Origin of the sequence: Streptomyces sp. 142MFCol3.1 (genome assembly GCF_000424945.1) — a bacterium.
GTDB classification, from domain to species: domain Bacteria; phylum Actinomycetota; class Actinomycetes; order Streptomycetales; family Streptomycetaceae; genus Streptomyces; species Streptomyces siamensis.
Map to the genome: position 1 here is coordinate 362,559 of NZ_AUKV01000003.1, position 13,782 is coordinate 376,340.

Below are 13,782 nucleotides of genomic sequence, written 5' to 3' on the forward strand. Positions count from 1 at the left end.
CTCCCCCGTGTCACCCCACGGGGACCCCTGACTCCAGGTAGAGCGCCGCGCCCCGCTCGCGCGCCCGCAGGGCCCAGCACAGCCGTTCGTAGCGCACGGGCGGCAAGAGGTCGGCCGCCTCCTCTTCGGTGGCGAAACGCCAGTCGCGGAGCTCGGGTCCGGGGAGCAGCAGTCGCCGGGTGGCCGCCACGTCGAGGCGGCCACCGTCGAACAGCAGCCGCAGGCCCCCGTATCCCGGCGGCCTGGGCGACTCCCAGTCGACGACCAGGAGCCTGGGCACGTCCTCGAGCGTAAGGCCGGTCTCCTCGGCGACCTCGCGCATGCCTGCTCGGGCGGGGGCCTCACCGGGCTCGACGACGCCGCCGGGGAATTCCCAGCCGGGCTTGTACGTCGGGTCGACGAGGAGAACCCGGTCCTGCTCGTCGAAGAGGAGCACTCCGGCGGCGACGGTCTCCGCGGTGGGTTCGGGGGTCTGCACGATGTCGCAGACGGGAACCTCCCCGGTCCGTACGGCCTCGGCGATGCGGACCGCCGCGTCGTACGGGGTGAGGGCGCTTGTGTCCACGGGATGGGCGTCCGCGGTCAGCCAGGCGCCGAGCGCGGCACGGTAGGGCTCGATGTGGTCGTAGGACCACTGGCGCACCCTGATCTCGCCGTCGGGCAGCTCCGGCGGCACCTCACGGTCGGCTATTCGCTCGCGCAGGATCGTTTCCGCCGGGGCGAGGAGCACATGCCGTACGGAGACACGGCGCGCGGCCAGACCGCCGAAGATCTCGTCGCGGTACTCCTGTCGGAGCAGGGTCATCGGGACCACGAGGACTCCACCCAGCTCGGCGAGCATCGCCGCCGCGGTGTCGACCACCAGACGTCGCCAGATCGGCAGGTCCTGGAAGTCGCCGACCTCGGCGAGGTGCTTGGCCGGCAGCAGGTGCGTGAGTGCGCCGCCGATGACCTCGGGGTCGAAGAGCGTGCTGTTCGGGATCAGCTCGATCAGTTCCCGTGCGGTGGTGGTCTTCCCCGCACCGAACGCACCGTTGATCCAGACGATCACGATTCCCCCTCTTCTGTTGGCCCCCTGTGGCTTGCCCGCTCCACCCTGCCACGGAAACCAGCCCCTGATGAGGGCGCCCACAGCATGGCGCCGGTGCCCCGTCCCCGGGCACCGGCGCCATGGAAGGAACCCTTCAGCCGGTCTCGCCGCCCAGCGCGTCCTGGTCGACGGCCAGGCTGTCGCTGCTGATCGTGTGATCGACCGTGCTGAGGGAGTCACCGACGTTCAGATCACCCAGCGCTTCCCCGTCCAGGGCGTGGGAGGGAGTGATCGCCGCGACGACGAACCCGGTGGCGAGAGAGGCAATGGCCAGCATGCTGCGCTTCTTCATGCCCGGTTCAACTGGCAAACCGCCGAAGGGTCACGCGCGCGGCCCGAGAAGCCGAGCATTTCCCACCGGCACCCCTGGCACTCACCGGTGGGGCGGCCGAGCAGTAGGCCGTACGGCCGAACTCGACTGTCGGCCCTGGTGAAGGCGTTCTAGCGTGGCCTCCCCGACGGAAGGAGTGAGGATGCCGGAGAGGGCGAAGCTGGACCGGCTGGGCAAAGAGGCTCGGGCCGTGAAGTTCCCCGACGGCAGCAAGGGGGTCATCCTGGTCGAGGCGGGTACGCCGCAGGACGAGGCGGATGAGATCGCCGCCCGGCTGTGGGCGGAGTCGCCGGAGGCGGGCGTACCGGGTGACCTGGGCCGGTCACTGTTGGACGGCATGTGATCCCGACGGGTGCAGGAGCGGCGTCCGGGCCGGAAGGCACCGGACGCGGCGTCGCCATTGCTCCGTTCGGGCGCGGCCGGTTACGGACCGGGCGGTGGATCGTTTCTCCAGATATGAGCAGAAGTCGCAGGTTGCGGGATCTGGCAGGGCCGGCGGCGTTCGAGCAGTTGCAGGCGCAGCTGGCCCGTTCGGCCGCGTGCGTGACCAAGGGACAGAAGTCCGCGCGGCGAAGAGCGGTCGAGGGCGCGGTCCCCTCGCCGGACGCGGAGTCGGACGACGACGGCGGCGAGGCGGCGGCCCTCGGTACGGGCTGAGAACCCACGGCCGGGCTGCCTCGTGCGTCGGTCGGGTGCGTGCTCTCGGCGCCACCGACCTCGACCTCGGTCAGGGCGACGTCCCGTGGAACGTGCCTGGCCGGCCCGGAGGGCCCGGGTTCTGTGTCCTCGCCCCGTCCTGACGCGGAGCAGGGGGTGCCAGGGGCGGCGACTTCCCTTCACGACTTGCTGTGGACGAGCCGGCGGGGCCTCTCGGCGCGCTTGCCGGGAGGCCCTGCCGGACACCGTGCGCGCACGGCGAGCCCTACCCCTTCGTCGACCCCAGCGTCAGTCCCGCGATGAAGTGCCGCTGCAGGAGCAGGAACACGAGGATCGTCGGGAGAGCGACGAGGACCGAGCCCGCGGCCAGCAGGTTGTAGTCGGTGAAGAACTGGCCCCGGAGGTTGTTCAGGGACGACGTGACGGGGAGCTTGTCGGGGTTGGAGATGAAGATCAGGGCCCAGAGGAAGTCGTTGTAGATCCAGGTGAATTCGAGGGTGCCGAGGGCGGCGAGGGCGGGCCGGCACAGCGGAAGCGTGATGCGCCAGAACTGGGTCCAGACCCCGGCGCCGTCGACCACCGCGGCCTCGAGGATCTCCTGCGGCAGGGTCCGCATGAAGTTGGCGAGCACGAAGACGCAGAAGCCCAGCTGGAAGCCGACGTTGACGATGATCACGGCCCAGTAGGAGTCGTACATCGTGAGGGAGTCGGACATCCACCAGGGCAGCGGGATCTTGTTGAACAGGACGTACAGCGGAGTCACGATCACCTGCTGGGGCAGCAGGTTGCCCGCCGTGAAGAACATCAGCAGGACGAGGCCGCCCCGCAGCTTGAGGCGGGAGACCGCGAACGCGACGAAGGACGCCAGGAACAGGGTGACGAGCACCCCGGGGACGGCGATGAGCAGCGTGTTGGTGAAGTACTTGCCCATGCCGGACTCGGTATAGGCCCGGCGGTAGTAGTCGAAGGACAGATGCCTCGGGAACGAGAAGTAGCCGCGCTGTGCGGTCTCCTCGTACGGCCGCAGCGAGGCGTAGACCGCGAGCAGGAGCGGGGCGAGGAAGGCCAGGGACACGCCCATCAGGAAGATGTGCACGCCGAAGCGGCCGGGGCGCGGCCCGCGGCGGGGAGTGGGCCGTCGTGTCGTGGCGGGCTCCGTTCGGACGGGCGCGTCGGTGCGGATGTCGGCGGTCATCGGTCGCGCGCACCTCGCAGCTCTTGGACCAGGAACGTCACGATGAACCCCAGGGAGACGGTGAGCAGGACGACCGCGATCGCCGAGCCGAATCCGATGCGGCTGGCCTCGCCGATGATGTTGTCCGTGATGAGGACCGAGAGAAGTTCCAGGCCGTTTCGGCCCTTGTTGACGGCGTAGACGATGTCGAAGGCGCGCAGCGCCTCGATGACGGTGATGACGCCGACGATGACGTTGACGGGGCGCAGCGTCGGGAAGACCACGCGGAAGAACGTCTGGCGCTCGTTCGCGCCGTCGATCGCAGCCGCTTCCTTCAACTGCGGGTCCACGGACTTGAGTCCGGCCAGGTAGAGGATCATCACGTAGCCGGTGTGCCGCCAGCTCGCCGCGATCATCATCATCCAGAGGTTGAGGTGTGAGTCGCCGAGCCAGTCGACGGGGTCGTCGTGGTTGTTCAGAATGGTGTTGACCACGCCCTGGTCGGTGCCCAGGACCAGTTGGGCGATGAAGCCGACGACGGCGAGGGAGAGCACGACCGGCAGGTAGATCGTCGACTGGTAGAAGCGGCTGAAGCGGACGCCTCTGTCGATGAGGACGGCCAGGAAGAGGCCGAAGGGCGTGGCGATCAGGCCGAGAAAGAGCAGCCACAGGATGTTGTGGCGGACGGCCGGCCAGAAGACCGGGTAGTTCTCGGCCATGTTCTTGTAGTTGTCGCCGCCGACCCAGTGGATGTCGCCGATGCCGTCCCAGGAGGTGAAGGAGAGTCCGATGGAGGCGAGGGTCGGGCCCCAGACGATGGCGATGTCGAGCAGGACGGGTATGCCGAGGAGCACGCCGAGGACGACGACGTCGCGGCGGGTGAACCGCCGCAGCCGTCGTCGTCCCGCGCGCCGTGGGATGTTGAGCGCCACGGAACGTCTTCCCCCAGGTTCAGCCGACGGGCGACGAGAAGATGGTCTTCTTCTGTCGTTCGATGCTGTTGCAGAGACCGTCGACGTCCTTCGGGTTTCCGATGAAGTCCTGTATCGCCTTGATCATGACGGTCGAGGCGAAGTCGGGCCGGGTGTCGCGGTCCATGAACTGTGAGATCTGTTTGGCTCCGGACACCAGTTCGGCCGACTTCTTCTGCAGGGCGGTGTACTTGGAGGTGTCGGCGCCGTCGTTGACGGCCACGTTGTTGGGGTCGAGCGCGAGATAGGTGTCCTCGGCCTTGGGGGTGCCCAGCCATTTCAGCAGGGCTGCGGCCCCGTCGGCGTTCTTCGACTTCTTGGCGACGAGGAATCCGTCGATGGGGGCTTCCACGGCGTCCTGCGCGTACTGCGGGTCGATCTCGGGGAAGGCGAAGAAGTCGATGTCGTCGCGCTCGTTCTCCGGGAACTGGGTCCCGGGGTGCGGCATTCCGAACACAGCCATGCCGGTCTTGCGCTGCTGAAGGCTCTGGCCGGCCTCTTCCCAAGTACGGCCGAGGGCGCCCTTCTGGTAGTACGGCATGAGTTCGCGCCAGGTGTCGAAGACCTTCTTGACCTTGATGTCGGTCCACGTCTCCTCGCCCGCCATCAGGGACTTGTGGAAGTCGTATCCGTTCAGCCGCATGTTGATGTAGTCGAAGGTGCCCATGGCGGGCCAGCCGTCCTTGTCGCAGAACGCGACGGGGGTCCCGTCCTTCGACATCTTCTTGGCGAGCGCGACGAACTCGTCCCATTTCGCGGGCTGTTCGTAGCCCTGCTTCGCGAAGAGGCTCTTCCGGTGGAAGACGGCCCACGGATAGTAGTAGTACGGCACGAAGTACTGCTTGCCCTCGTGCGTGGACTGCTCCTTGAGCGCGTCGGAGAACCCGTCGAAGCCGCTCCAGACGTCACTGATCTCGTGCAACAGCCCTTTCTCGGCGAAGTACTGCATGCGGTATCCGGCGAACCACATGAAGACGTCGTCGGGCGTGCCCTGGAGATAGCGGTTGATGTTCTCCTGGAAGTCGTTGTGGTCCTTGGTGTTGACCTTGACCTTCTTGCCGGTCTTCTTCTCGTACGCCGCGAAGGCCGCCGCGTAGGCCTTCTTGGGGACCTCGTCCGACGCGTTGGACCCCACGGTGACTTCGTTCTTGTCGCCTCCCGGCCCGTCGCCGCACGCGGTCAGCAGGGCGGGGAGCGAGACCGCGCCGACTCCGACGGCCGCGCCTCGCAGGAGATTTCGCCGGGACATCCGATGTCCTGTGGAACCTTCGGGCACGACAAGCCCGTCCGACGATGACTGTGCCATGTCCCCCTCCTCGGGGTGCCATCCAACACAACCGAACGCGAGGCTTGGATCTCACTCCCATGTGGAGGCAGCGTCAAGGGTTCTGACGAGATATCGAACAACCGTTACCACTTCTCTTCCAACAGAGTCCGACACGTCCTACCGTAAACGCGCATCATTGTCGCGGACATGTCGTCATCCCATCTTTCGCGAGTTCGGAGGAACGTAACGATGCGTCACCTTCACACCCGCACAACCCGCAGAAGAGTGGTCGGAGCGCTAGCCGCCGGACTGTTGTGTGCGGCCGGCCTCGCCTCACCGGCTCTCGCCGCCCCCGGGAGCACCCCGGCCGCACCGGCCACGGCCTCCCCCGCCTCCCCGGCTCTGACCGACGGTCTCGCCCTCACCCCTCCGATGGGCTTCAACAACTGGAACTCCACGCACTGCCGAGCGGAGTTCAACGAGGACATGGTCAAGGGCATCGCGGACATCTTCGTCGCCAAGGGCCTCAAGGACGCCGGCTACCAGTACGTCAACCTGGACGACTGCTGGGCCCTGCCCAGCCGGGACGCGAACGGCAAACTGGTGCCCGACCCCGTGCGGTTCCCCGGCGGCATCAAAGCGGTCGCCGACTACGTGCACGCCAAGGGGCTCAAGCTCGGCATCTACACCAGCGCCGGCACGAAGACCTGCAACAGCGCGGGATTCCCCGGTGCTCTCGGCCACGAGTACAGCGACGCCCAGCAGTTCGCGGACTGGGGAGTCGACTACCTCAAGTACGACAACTGCAACAACCAGGGCGTCGACGCCCGGCAGCGCTACACGACCATGCGTGACGCGCTGAAGGCGACCGGGCGGCCGATCGTCTACAGCATCTGCGAATGGGGCGAGAACAAGCCCTGGGAGTGGGCCGCCGACGTCGGCCACCTGTGGCGCACGACCGGGGACATCAGCGACAGCTGGGGCTCCATGCTGTCGATCCTCAAGCAGAACCTGCCCCTCGCCCCGCACGCCGGTCCCGGGCACTGGAACGACCCGGACATGCTGGAGGTCGGCAACGGCGGCATGACCGACACCGAGTACCGCTCGCACTTCTCCATGTGGTCGGTCATGGCGGCCCCGCTGCTCATCGGCTCGGACCTGCGCGAGGCCTCCGCGCCGACCTTCGACATCCTCGACAACAAGGAGGTCATCGCCGTCGACCAGGACCCGCTGGGCAAGCAGGGCACGGTGGTGTCCTCCTCGGGCGGACGCTGGGTCGTCTCCAAGGAGATGAAGGACGGCAGCCGCACCGTGGCGCTGTTCAACGAGACCGGCAGCGCGCAGCGCATCGCCACGACCGCGCAGGCCGTCGGCCTGCCCGCGGCCGACGCGTTCACCCAGCGCGACCTGTGGCGGCACAAGAGCTACAACACCGCCGGCACGATCTCGGCGACCGTACCCGCGCACGGCACGGTCCTGTTCCGCGTCGCGGCCGACCCCCGGTGGGCCGCGAACCCGCCCGCCGTCGAACTCGGCCTGGACGGAAACCCGTTGGTGGAGGCCGGAAAGGCCGCCACGCTGACGTCGACGGTCACCGACCTCGGCCGCACGCCCGCGCGGCACGTCTCGGTGACGATGAGCGGGCCCGAGGGCTGGACGGTGCGGGCCACCGGTCCGACCACCCAGGCCGTACTGCCGAGCGGCCGTGCCCTGCGCACACAGTGGCGGGTCACCGCGCCCGAGGGCACGCCCACGGGCTCGTACGACCTCACGCTGACGACGGCGTACCGCTCGCCGACCGGTGTACGCGCCCGGACCGTACTGCCGTTGAAGGCGTCCGTCGTCGTGGCAGCCCCTTCGGGCATCTCCTCCCTCGGCGACCTGCCGTGGCTGTCGACGACCAACGGGTGGGGGCCGGTCGAGCGCGACACCAGCAACGGCGAGAGCGCCGCCGGGGACGGTCGTCCGATCACTCTCGGAGGCGTCGCCTACGCCAAGGGGCTCGGTGTGCACGCCGAGAGCGTCGTCGAGTACTACACCGGCAAGGCGTGCGGGAAGGTGACCGCCGACGTGGGCGTGGACGACGAGAAGGGTGCCAAGGGCACCGTCGCCTTCGAGATCTGGGCCGACGACGTCAAGGTCGCCTCGACCGGCGTGCTCACCAACGCGATGCCGGCCCAGCCGGTCACGGCCGACGTGACCGGGGCCCAGGTGGTCCGGCTCGTCGTCACCGACGGCGGCGACGGGATCGACTCGGACCACGCGGACTGGGCGGACGCGAAGCTCAGCTGCTGAGGCCGTGACAGCGCGAGGGCGGGGCGTACGACGGCGGACCGGCCGACGCGGCGCCCGCCCTCGCTCGGGACCGGGGCGGGGGCCGTCTCGGGCAGGGGCGCCGGCCCTTCGCGGCAGAGCGCGACGCCCCACCGCGGACCAGGGGATGGAGGGCCACCTGCGTGCGGGCAACGCCGCGAGGAGGTCCCGGCCGCGGGTACGGCACGGGCGGACCGCTTGCAGGACCCCACGACGCCGGAACCTCGGCCCCGGGCCGCGGACACGGCAGGGGCGGACCGCTCGCAGAACCCCCGGACCGCCCAGGAGCCCACGAAGCCGGACCCTCGCTCCTCCGGCTGTGCCCCGGCGCGACGCCGCGGCGTCAGCCCTTCAGACCCCGGCCGCGGTCGCGCTCGTCCTGCGGGTGAGCGCGGCCGCCGCCGCGCCGACCAGACCCGCGTCCGTGCCCATCAGCGCGGGCGCCACGGTCAGGTGCTGCACGAAGGACAGCGTCGCGTAGTCGGCCAGCGCCCTGCGCAGCGGCGTGAAGAGGACCTCGCCGGCCTTGGCCACTCCCCCGCCGATGACGGCGATGTCGATCTCGACGAGCGTGGCGGTCGCGGCGATGCCCGCGGCGAGGGCCTGCGCGGCCCGCTCGAAGGAGGCCACGGCCACCGGGTCGCCGGCTCGGGCGGCCTCGCCGACCGCGGCGGCCGTCGTGTCGCCGTCCGGGCCGGGCCGCCAGCCGGCGTCCAGTGCTCGGCGCGCGATGTTCGGGCCGCTGGCGATGCGCTCCACGCAGCCGCGGGAGCCGCACGGGCACGCGTCGCCGTCGAGGTCGACACTGATGTGGCCGATGTGGCCCGCGTTGCCGGTGGGGCCGGGGTGCAGCTGCCCGTCGAGGACGAGTCCGCCGCCCACTCCGGTGGACACCACCATGCACAGCGCGTTGTCGTGGCCGCGGGCGGCGCCCTGCCAGTGCTCGGCCGCCGTGATGGCCACGCCGTCACCGATCAGCTCCACGGGGAGCCCACCGGTGGCCCTGCGGACCCCCTCGACCAGCGGGTAGCCGCGCCAGCCGGGCACGTTCACGGGGCTCACCGTGCCGGCGGAGGCGTCCACCGGTCCCGCGCTGCCGATGCCGACCGCCCGTGCTCCGCTCCACAGCGGTGAGACGGTGAGCTCGCCGAGCACGTCCTCGACGGCGCGCATCACGGTGTCGCCGTCCTCCTGTGCGGGCGTCGCGCGCTGCGCGCGCAGCAGGATCCGGCCGTGGCCGTCCACCAGCGCTCCGGCGATCTTGGTGCCGCCGATGTCGAGCGCGGCCACGAGGTCGGTGTGCATCAGTGTCAGAACTCCCAAGGCGGTGTCGTGCCGGGCCCGCCGCGCTGCGGGTCCGGGTCTCCGGCCGGGTGCGGGCAGGACCGGACCCTGCCGGACGCCGCGCTCAGGGCGCCGTGACGACGGCAAGGACCGCACGCCTCGAGGGGAAGGCGCAGGCCGGAGATTGCGGTGGACAGTGTCTCCCGCATCTGACAACGTTGTCCAGGCTCTATGCTCGACGCCACATCCTCATACAACCCCATGGACCGGCGCATCCCCGTGGACGACAGGACAGGACAGTACATCGTGGCAGAGACCGCCCGCCGAGCAGACCGCCTCACCGGAAGCCGCTACGGAAACCGTCCGACCATGAAGGACGTGGCGGCGCGCGCCGGAGTCGGCCTCAAGACGGTCTCGCGCGTGGTCAACGGCGAGCCGGGGGTCACCCCGGACACCGAGCGCCGCGTCCAGGAGGCCATCGAGGCGCTGGGCTTCCGCCGCAACGACAGCGCGCGCGTGCTGCGCAAGGGGCGCACCGCGAGCATCGGCCTCGTCCTGGAGGATCTCGCCGACCCCTTCTACGGTCCGCTCAGCCGGGCGGTGGAGGAGGTGGCCCGCGCCCACGGCGCGCTGCTGATCAACGGCTCCAGCGCCGAGGACCCGGACCGGGAGCAGGAGCTGGTCCTCGCCCTGTGCGCGCGCCGGGTGGACGGGCTGGTGGTGATCCCGGCCGGTGACGACCACCGTTATCTGGAGCCCGAGATCAAGGCGGGTGTCGCGACCGTCTTCGTGGACCGTCCGGCCGGGAAGATCGACGCGGACGTCGTCCTGTCGGACAGCTTCGGCGGCGCCCGCGACGGTGTCGCCCACCTCATCGCCCACGGCCACCGCCGGATCGGCTTCATCGGCGACATGCCGCGCATCCACACGGCCGCCGAGCGACTGCGCGGCTACCGGGCGGCGATGGAGGACGCCGGCATACCGGTCGAGGACGCGTGGATGTCCCTCGGGGTCACCGATCCGCAGCGGGTGCGCGAGGCGGCGGAGGAGATGCTCTCGGGCCCCTCCCCCGTCACCGCGATCTTCGCCGGCAACAACCGTGTCACCGTCACCGTGGTCCGTGTCATCTCCGAGATCGGCCGCCCCGTCGCCCTGGTGGGCTTCGACGACATCGAACTCGCCGATCTCCTGAACCCCGGTGTCACCGTGGTCGCCCAGGACGCCGCCGCCCTCGGCCGCACCGCCGCCGAACGCCTCTTCCGCCAGCTCGACGGCACCCTCGTCACGCCGGAACGCATCGAACTCCCCACCCGCCTGATCACCCGCGGCTCGGGGGAACTGCCGCCGGCGAGCTGAACACGCCGGGCTGTCCGGGCCCTCTATGAGGACGGCTCTCCGTTCCTTACGATGACCGCGCACGCGTCATCCCCGGTCAGCCATCCGACGGCGAAAGGCCTGACGGAACAGTGGACGATCGTACGCTCGAAGCACTCGGCCTCTCCGAAGCTCCTCGCGAGCATCCCCTCAGCTACCCAGGCGTCTGGCCCACCGAGTCCGGTCTGCTGCACGGGAACCGGTTCCTGCGGCTGCGGGCCATCCCGAACCGGCGGCTGGCCAAGTGGCTGGTGGAGCAGCCTCCCGGCGGCTTCCGCGCGGGTGCGGCGGGCCACGGCCCCGTGCCATTGAACTACGCCCTCATGTGCGCCAACCAGACCCTGGTGGGCGACCGCTTCCCCGTGATCTCGGTGGGCTCCAACGCTTGCCCGGCTCAGCTGCGGCACAAGATGGAGGGGCTCGGCGTGTCCTCCACGATCCCCCTGGTGAAGGCCCGGGTCACGGGGATCGGCATCGGCGTGTCGGCGTACGTGAGCCCACTGGGGTACGTCTCGTCGTCCCCCTTCCGCACCCCCGGCGTCTCCCGGGATCTGTTCATCACCTGGCTGGACGCCGCCCAGCTGGAGATCGTCGACGCGAGTGAGGGGATCTTCGACCCGGACGGCGAGTACGACCGGGTGTTGCTGCCGCCCGAGGATTTCCCGATGGAACTGGCGTCGGGGGAACTCCTCGGCGGCGCCTATCTCTACGTGCATCGCTATGGAGTCATCCACGACGGTTCCGGGGCCCCGCGCGCGCACCCCGGTGAACGCCGACTGCTGACCGAACTGCTCTCGGAGTCCCGTCAGCTGAGGGAGTGGTTCGGCGACACCCCCGAGGAGTTCAGCGCACGGGCGCGGGGGAACGAGCAGCTCTGCGAGAAGGGCACGCGTCTGTTCGCCGACGAAGGGCGGCTGACCGACTCCGGGCTGCGCCAGTACGTCACCGGTGAACCCGCGCGCACCGTGTACGACGACATCCACCCCGCCAACTCCCTTCCCACGGGCAGCTATCACACCGGGCGCACGCCCGACGCCTTCGACCAGCGCGGCGCCGGGGTGGTGCGCTTATCGCGCGCGGTGTCGGCCGCCCTGGGAGACCCCCAGTTCGCCATCGTGCAGAACACGCAGATCCCCGCCGCGCGTCACGAGCGTCTCGGCGCGCTGGCCACGGTGATCGTCGCCGCGGACATACCGGCGCAGGAGGACCGAAGCGTCCAGGTCGACCACTCCTTGCGTGTCGGGGTCGGCCTGGAGCCGGGAGAGGCCGTCTCCGTTCGGGCCGCGCGGCTGCCCCGTGTGCGGAGCCGATGGCAGGAGCGCTTCTTCGGCCCGGTCAGCTATCTGACCTGTCGCGTGCAGGACGGCGACCGCGCCAGTGCGGAGCAGGAGGTCTGCCTGCTCGACACGTTGACGCTGGAACTCCTCGGTGTCACCAGCGGCGACATGGTCGTGCTGGAGGGTTTTCCGGGTGCGGACGGTGTCGTGCCGGTGCTCCAGCTGAAGGCCATCCGCACCAGCGACGAGGTGCAGGCGCGCCGCAAGGAGCTGCACGGCGGGGACATGACGAGCCGTTATCCCAGCTCCCTGGACGCGCTGGGCACCTTTCCCGATCTGCCGTGGGTGTTCCTCGACCGTCGGCTGTGGTCGGGGCTGGGCCTGGAAGGTCAGTGGCTCGCGACCGTACGGATCCGGTGCAGCCGCTCCTACCAACTGAAGAAGGAACTGCGGGAGATGGTCTTCCTGCTGGGCATCGCGTTCATCGGTGTGGTGACCGTGCTGAACAGCGTTGTCTGGCAGGCGGCCAGCCTCGCCGTACTCGTGCTGCTCGTGGGGTTCGTGGTGAACGTGCGTCTGCGGAGCCGGCTCAATCAGCGAGCCAGGCGGATCGGCCCGCGGCGGTCGTGAAGCGCCGCCGGAGTGCGGCGCCGGGTGCGCCGCCGCCCGTGCTCGGCGGGGCGACGGCGTACCGGAACCGGGTCGCTCAGGTGCCCGAGATCGTCAGATCCGCCCGCCTCGGCGACGCGAAGCCCTCCAGGTCGGCTCTGGTCAGGCCGGTCAGGGCGGCGACCTCGTCGACGTCGAGGGCGCCGCAGTCCAGGCCCCGGAGCAGATAGCCGCTGAGGGCCTTGGCGGTGGAAGGTTCGTCCATGACGTCGCCGGCGGCGTGGTTGGCGTAGCGGGCGAGGCGGGCCGCTGCCTGCTCGAAACCCTCGCGGTAGAAGGCGAAGACGGCGGCGTAGCGGGTCGGGATATGGCCGGGGTGCATGTCCCAGCCCTGGTAGTAGGCGCGGGCCAGGGCCCGGCGGGTGAGGCCGTAGTGCAGGCGCCAGGCGTCGTGCACCTTCTCGGTGGGGCCGACCGGGAGGACGTTCGTCGAGCCGTCCGAGACGCGTACGCCGGTGCCGGCGGCCGCGACCTGCATGATCGCCTTGGCGTGGTCGGCTGCGGGGTGGTCGCTGGCCTGGTAGGCGGCGGAGACGCCGAGGCAGGCGCTGTAGTCGAAGGTGCCGTAGTGCAGTCCGGTGGCCCGGCCCTCGGCGGCCTGGATCATGCGCGCGACGGTGGCGGTGCCGTCGGTGGCGAGGATGGACTGGCTGGTCTCGATCTGGATCTCGAAACCGATCCGGCGGGGTTCCATCCCGTGCGCCTTCTCGAACTCCTCCAGGAGGCGGACCATCGCGGTGATCTGCTCCGCGTACGTCACCTTGGGCAGGGTCAGGACGAGTCCGCCGGGCAGGCCGCCGGCTTCCATCAGACCGGTCAGGAAGACGTCGAGGGTGCGGATGCCGCGGTCGCGCACCGGGGCTTCCATGCACTTCATGCGGATGCCCATGTAGGGAGCCGCCGTGCCGTCCCGGTGGGCTTCCGCGACCAGCCTGGCCGCGCGGGCCGCCGCCTCGTCCTCCTCGGTGTCCGGGCGCGAGCCGTAGCCGTCCTCGAAGTCGATGCGGAGGTCCTCGACGGGTTCGCGCTCCAGCTTGGCCCGCACTCGGTCGTAGACGGGTTCTGCGAGTTCGTCGGCGAGACCGAGGACGGCGGCGAACGAGGCGGCGTCGGGGGCGTGCTCGTCCAGCGCGGCGAGGGCCCGGTCGCCCCACGTGCGGACGGTGTCGGCGGCGAACACGTCACCGGGGACGTAGACGGTGTGGACGGGCTGCCGGGTGCCCGGGTCCCCGGGGTAGCGGCGCTCCAACTCGGTGTCGACCGGGGCGAGAGAGGCGCTGATCTCGTCGCTGACGGCGCCCGCCAGGCTCGTCGCCACCTGCTCCTGCTGACCCTGACCCATCCCACACCCTCCAGTTTTCCGCACTACGGAATC

At 70.0% G+C, this 13,782-nt stretch carries 11 protein-coding genes and 2 pseudogenes; 6 read left to right on the top strand and 7 right to left on the bottom strand.

What is annotated here, in order from left to right:
* Positions 1-10: 10 nt before the first annotated feature.
* Both H305_RS0106195 and H305_RS0106200 read right to left on the bottom strand, forming a co-directional pair.
* Positions 11-1,054, bottom strand: coding sequence for an NUDIX hydrolase (locus H305_RS0106195; protein ID WP_028799653.1), 1,044 nt, complete (start codon positions 1,052-1,054; stop codon positions 11-13).
* Between the two features lie 130 nt (positions 1,055-1,184).
* A complete protein-coding gene (locus H305_RS0106200; protein ID WP_028799654.1) occupies positions 1,185-1,382 on the bottom strand; it encodes a hypothetical protein in 198 nt (65 codons plus the stop codon).
* A gap of 181 nt (positions 1,383-1,563) precedes the next feature.
* On the opposite strand from H305_RS0106200, the gene H305_RS44620 reads away from it, so the two are divergent.
* The 3 genes and pseudogenes from H305_RS44620 to H305_RS54455 form a co-directional block, all read left to right on the top strand.
* Positions 1,564-1,764 (top strand): hypothetical protein, encoded by a 201-nt coding sequence (locus tag H305_RS44620; RefSeq protein ID WP_037762543.1) that lies wholly within the window; start codon positions 1,564-1,566, stop codon positions 1,762-1,764.
* Positions 1,765-1,895: 131 nt separating this feature from the next.
* Positions 1,896-2,078, top strand: a complete 183-nt coding sequence (locus H305_RS53230; protein WP_028799655.1) for a hypothetical protein — start codon at positions 1,896-1,898, stop codon at positions 2,076-2,078.
* 17 nt (positions 2,079-2,095) lie between these two features.
* A pseudogene (locus H305_RS54455) lies at positions 2,096-2,221 on the top strand (VOC family protein); the annotation flags it as partial.
* A gap of 122 nt (positions 2,222-2,343) precedes the next feature.
* On the opposite strand, the gene H305_RS0106215 reads toward H305_RS54455, so the two are convergent.
* Genes H305_RS0106215 through H305_RS0106225 form a run of 3 tightly spaced genes read right to left on the bottom strand, consistent with a single transcriptional unit; the run spans position 2,344 to position 5,472 of the window.
* Complete coding sequence (locus tag H305_RS0106215; RefSeq protein WP_028799656.1) at positions 2,344-3,273, bottom strand: carbohydrate ABC transporter permease; 930 nt, start codon at positions 3,271-3,273, stop codon at positions 2,344-2,346.
* Positions 3,270-4,184 (bottom strand): carbohydrate ABC transporter permease, encoded by a 915-nt coding sequence (locus H305_RS0106220; protein ID WP_028799657.1) that lies wholly within the window; start codon positions 4,182-4,184, stop codon positions 3,270-3,272. The genes H305_RS0106215 and H305_RS0106220 overlap by 4 nt, the downstream gene beginning before the upstream one ends.
* 19 nt (positions 4,185-4,203) lie before the next feature.
* A complete protein-coding gene (locus H305_RS0106225) occupies positions 4,204-5,472 on the bottom strand; it encodes an ABC transporter substrate-binding protein (RefSeq protein ID WP_028799658.1) in 1,269 nt (422 codons plus the stop codon).
* Between the two features lie 267 nt (positions 5,473-5,739).
* Between H305_RS0106225 and H305_RS0106230 the strand changes: the two genes are divergently transcribed.
* A complete protein-coding gene (locus H305_RS0106230) occupies positions 5,740-7,785 on the top strand; it encodes an NPCBM/NEW2 domain-containing protein (protein ID WP_199791347.1) in 2,046 nt (681 codons plus the stop codon).
* Between the two features lie 369 nt (positions 7,786-8,154).
* On the opposite strand, the gene H305_RS0106235 is transcribed toward H305_RS0106230, so the two are convergent.
* Complete coding sequence (locus tag H305_RS0106235; RefSeq protein ID WP_028799660.1) at positions 8,155-9,108, bottom strand: ROK family protein; 954 nt, start codon at positions 9,106-9,108, stop codon at positions 8,155-8,157.
* A gap of 285 nt (positions 9,109-9,393) precedes the next feature.
* On the opposite strand from H305_RS0106235, the gene H305_RS0106240 reads away from it, so the two are divergent.
* On the top strand, positions 9,394-10,443 hold the full coding sequence (locus tag H305_RS0106240; RefSeq protein WP_037762650.1) for a LacI family DNA-binding transcriptional regulator: 1,050 nt from the start codon (positions 9,394-9,396) through the stop codon (positions 10,441-10,443).
* Between the two features lie 110 nt (positions 10,444-10,553).
* A pseudogene (locus H305_RS56295) lies at positions 10,554-11,399 on the top strand (hypothetical protein); the annotation flags it as partial.
* A 1,045-nt stretch (positions 11,400-12,444) separates the two neighbouring features.
* Here H305_RS56295 and H305_RS0106250 read toward each other — a convergent pair.
* Entirely contained in the window at positions 12,445-13,749 is a 1,305-nt protein-coding gene (locus H305_RS0106250) for a DUF6986 family protein (protein WP_028799662.1), read from the bottom strand.
* Positions 13,750-13,782: the final 33 nt, after the last annotated feature.

Coding starts and splice junctions, on each gene's coding strand:
- H305_RS0106200 (WP_028799654.1), bottom strand. CDS start 1,382: ATGAAGAAGCGCAGCATGCTGGCCATTGCCTCTCTCGCCACCGGGTTC.
- H305_RS44620 (WP_037762543.1), top strand. CDS start 1,564: ATGCCGGAGAGGGCGAAGCTGGACCGGCTGGGCAAAGAGGCTCGGGCC.
- H305_RS0106230 (WP_199791347.1), top strand. CDS start 5,740: ATGCGTCACCTTCACACCCGCACAACCCGCAGAAGAGTGGTCGGAGCG.
- H305_RS0106250 (WP_028799662.1), bottom strand. CDS start 13,749: ATGGGTCAGGGTCAGCAGGAGCAGGTGGCGACGAGCCTGGCGGGCGCC.
- H305_RS0106235 (WP_028799660.1), bottom strand. CDS start 9,108: ATGCACACCGACCTCGTGGCCGCGCTCGACATCGGCGGCACCAAGATC.
- H305_RS0106225 (WP_028799658.1), bottom strand. CDS start 5,472: ATGTCCCGGCGAAATCTCCTGCGAGGCGCGGCCGTCGGAGTCGGCGCG.
- H305_RS0106215 (WP_028799656.1), bottom strand. CDS start 3,273: ATGACCGCCGACATCCGCACCGACGCGCCCGTCCGAACGGAGCCCGCC.